At 73.9% G+C, this 2,509-nt stretch carries 2 protein-coding genes; both read left to right on the top strand.

The window, feature by feature from the left end:
• Positions 1 to 452 (top strand): hypothetical protein (locus ACFWEK_RS20745; RefSeq protein ID WP_430555265.1); only part of this gene is annotated, 452 nt, incomplete at its 5' end.
• A gap of 115 nt (positions 453 to 567) precedes the next feature.
• Positions 568 to 2,463 carry a rhamnogalacturonan lyase gene (locus ACFWEK_RS20740; protein ID WP_430555264.1) on the top strand — a complete coding sequence of 632 codons (1,896 nt, stop codon included), beginning with the start codon at positions 568 to 570 and terminating at the stop codon, positions 2,461 to 2,463.
• Positions 2,464 to 2,509 lie beyond the last annotated feature (46 nt).

Here is a 2,509-nt window from a genome sequence, read left to right as displayed (position 1 = left end):
GGCGCCGCCTGACCCGCCACGACCCCGACGCGCGGCGCCCGCACGGCGACCGCGGGTACGGTGAGGGCCGCGGGCCCGCGACGACGCGGACCCGCGTGCCGACCGACGGACGGAGCCCCCTGATGGCCGACCTGGACGCCCTCACGACGACCCACCTCGACAAGGCCCGCGCCGCGGAGAACGGCCGCAGCGCGGAGGTCGTCGTGCACGACGGCCCCTTGCGGCAGACGATCCTGGCGCTGGTCGAGGGGATCGAGCTGGGCGAGCACAACTCGCCGCCCGCGGCCTCGGTCCTGGTGCTGCACGGGCGCGTGCGGGTGACCGCGCTCGACGGGAACGACGAGGTCCACGCCGGGCAGCTGCGCGTGCTGACCCACGAGCGGCACGCCGTCAGCGCGCTGGAGGACTCGGTCTTCCTCCTCACGACGGTGACCAGCATCCCCAAGCCCTGAGCGCCGGCCCTCCCGTACGTCCCACGTCGTGAGACCCGGGGGTGACGTGGGCAACCGGTTTCTGGCAGCCTCGGTCCCGAACGGTGTGAATCGTCTCAACCGGAACGGAGCAACGATGCTGCCGACTCTCCGCACGACCGCAGCCACCACCACGCTCGCCACCGCCGTGGGCACGCTCTGCGCGCTCGCCCTCGCCTCCCCCGCCCTCGCCGCCGGCGCCCCGCCCGCCCCCGCGGTGCCGGCGTCCGCCGCGGACGCGTCGCCCGGCGGCCGGGCGGTGATCAGCACGCCCGGCGCCGACGGCAACCGCGTGAGCTGGCGCCTTCTGGCGTCCGACGGCGGCGACGCGGCGTTCCACGTCTACCGCGACGGCGTCCGGGTGCCCGGGCCCGCCGTGACCGGCGCGACGTCGTTCCTCGACCGCGGCGCGCCCGCCGACGCCCGCTACGCCGTCCTCGCTGTCGGGGACGGGGCCGCGCGCGCCAGGGCCGCGCTGTCCGCCGGCACCACCGAGGACGCCGCCGGGCAGGTCGCCGGCGAGTCCCTCACGCTCGCGCCCGTCGCGGGCGCCGAGGCGAGCTCGCTCGACGTCCCGCTGGACGTGCCGCCCGCCGGCGACGGGTACACCTACTCCGCGAACGACGCGTCGGTGGGCGACCTCGACGGCGACGGCGAGTACGAGATCGTCCTGAAGTGGGACCCGAGCAACGCCAAGGACAACTCGCAGTCCGGCGTCACGGGCAACGTCTACCTCGACGCCTACGAGCTCGACGGCGAGCGGCTGTGGCGCGTCGACCTCGGCCGCAACATCCGCGCCGGGGCGCACTACACGCAGTTCCAGGTCTACGACTACGACGGCGACGGCGCCGCCGAAGTCGCCGTGAAGACCGGCGACGGCACCGTCTCGGGCACCGGTCAGGTCATCGGGGACGGCGACGCCGACCACCGCAACTCCAGCGGTTACGTGCTCAGCGGACCAGAGTTCCTCTCGGTCTTCCGGGGCACCGACGGCGCCGAGCTCGACACCGTCGACTTCCGGCCCGCCCGCGGCAATGTCGGCGACTGGGGCGACACGTACGGCAACCGGGTGGACCGCTTCCTCGCGGGCACGGCGTACCTCGACGGGTCCCGGCCGAGCATCGTCATGGGGCGCGGCTACTACGCCAAGACGGCCGTCTCCGCGTGGGACTTCCGCGACGGCGCGCTCACCCGCCGCTGGACGTTCGACTCCAGCTCGTCGACCAACGGGCCCGACTGGACGGGACGCGGCAACCACCAGCTCTCGATCGCGGACGTGGACGACGACGGCCGCGACGAGATCCTCTACGGCTCGATGGCGATCGACGACAACGGGTACGGGCTGTGGCAGAACGGCACCCACCACGGCGACGCCTACCACGTGAGCGACCTCGTGCCGTCGAACCCCGGGCTCGAGGTGTTCAAGCCGTCCGAGTCCGGCAGCGACCCCGCGCACTGGGTCGCCGACGCCGCCACCGGCAGGATCCTCTCCAGCGCTCCGGCCGCCGGCTCCGACAACGGCCGCGGCGTGGCCGCGGACATCACCGCGGACAACCCCGGGGCCGAGGTCTGGTCGTCCAAGGTCTCCGGCCTGCGTAGCGCGACGGACGGCTCCGAGGTGGGTCGTAAGCCCGGCTCCACCAACTTCGTGATCTGGTGGGACGGCGACGGGCAGCGCGAGCTGCTGGACGACACCCACATCGACAAGTACGGCGCGAGCGGCGACACCCGACTGCTCACGGGTGCGGGGGTCGCGTCCAACAACGGCACCAAGGCGACGCCGGCGCTCCAGGCCGACATCCTCGGCGACTGGCGCGAGGAGGTCGTCTTCCGCACGACCGACTCCAGCGCGCTGCGGATCTACTCCACGGACATCCCGACCGACATCGCGCACCCGCCGCTCATGGAGGACCGGCAGTACCGGCTGGCCGTCGCGTGGCAGAACACGGCGTACAACCAGCCGCCGCACCCCAGCTTCGCCACGGTGGACTGACGACCGTCGTCCCCGTACGGTCGGCCCGCGCCGGGCTCAGCCCTGG

The sequence above is a fragment of the Isoptericola sp. NPDC060257 genome, assembly GCF_042726645.1.
In the GTDB taxonomy this organism is placed as follows: domain Bacteria; phylum Actinomycetota; class Actinomycetes; order Actinomycetales; family Cellulomonadaceae; genus Isoptericola; species Isoptericola nanjingensis.
Note: the sequence above shows the minus strand (reverse complement) of the source record. Positions and strands in the feature narration are given on the sequence as shown.

What these genes read in the sequence shown, in the direction of transcription:
- ACFWEK_RS20740 (WP_430555264.1), top strand. Translation starts at nt 568, where the DNA reads ATGCTGCCGACTCTCCGCACGACCGCAGCCACCACCACGCTCGCCACC.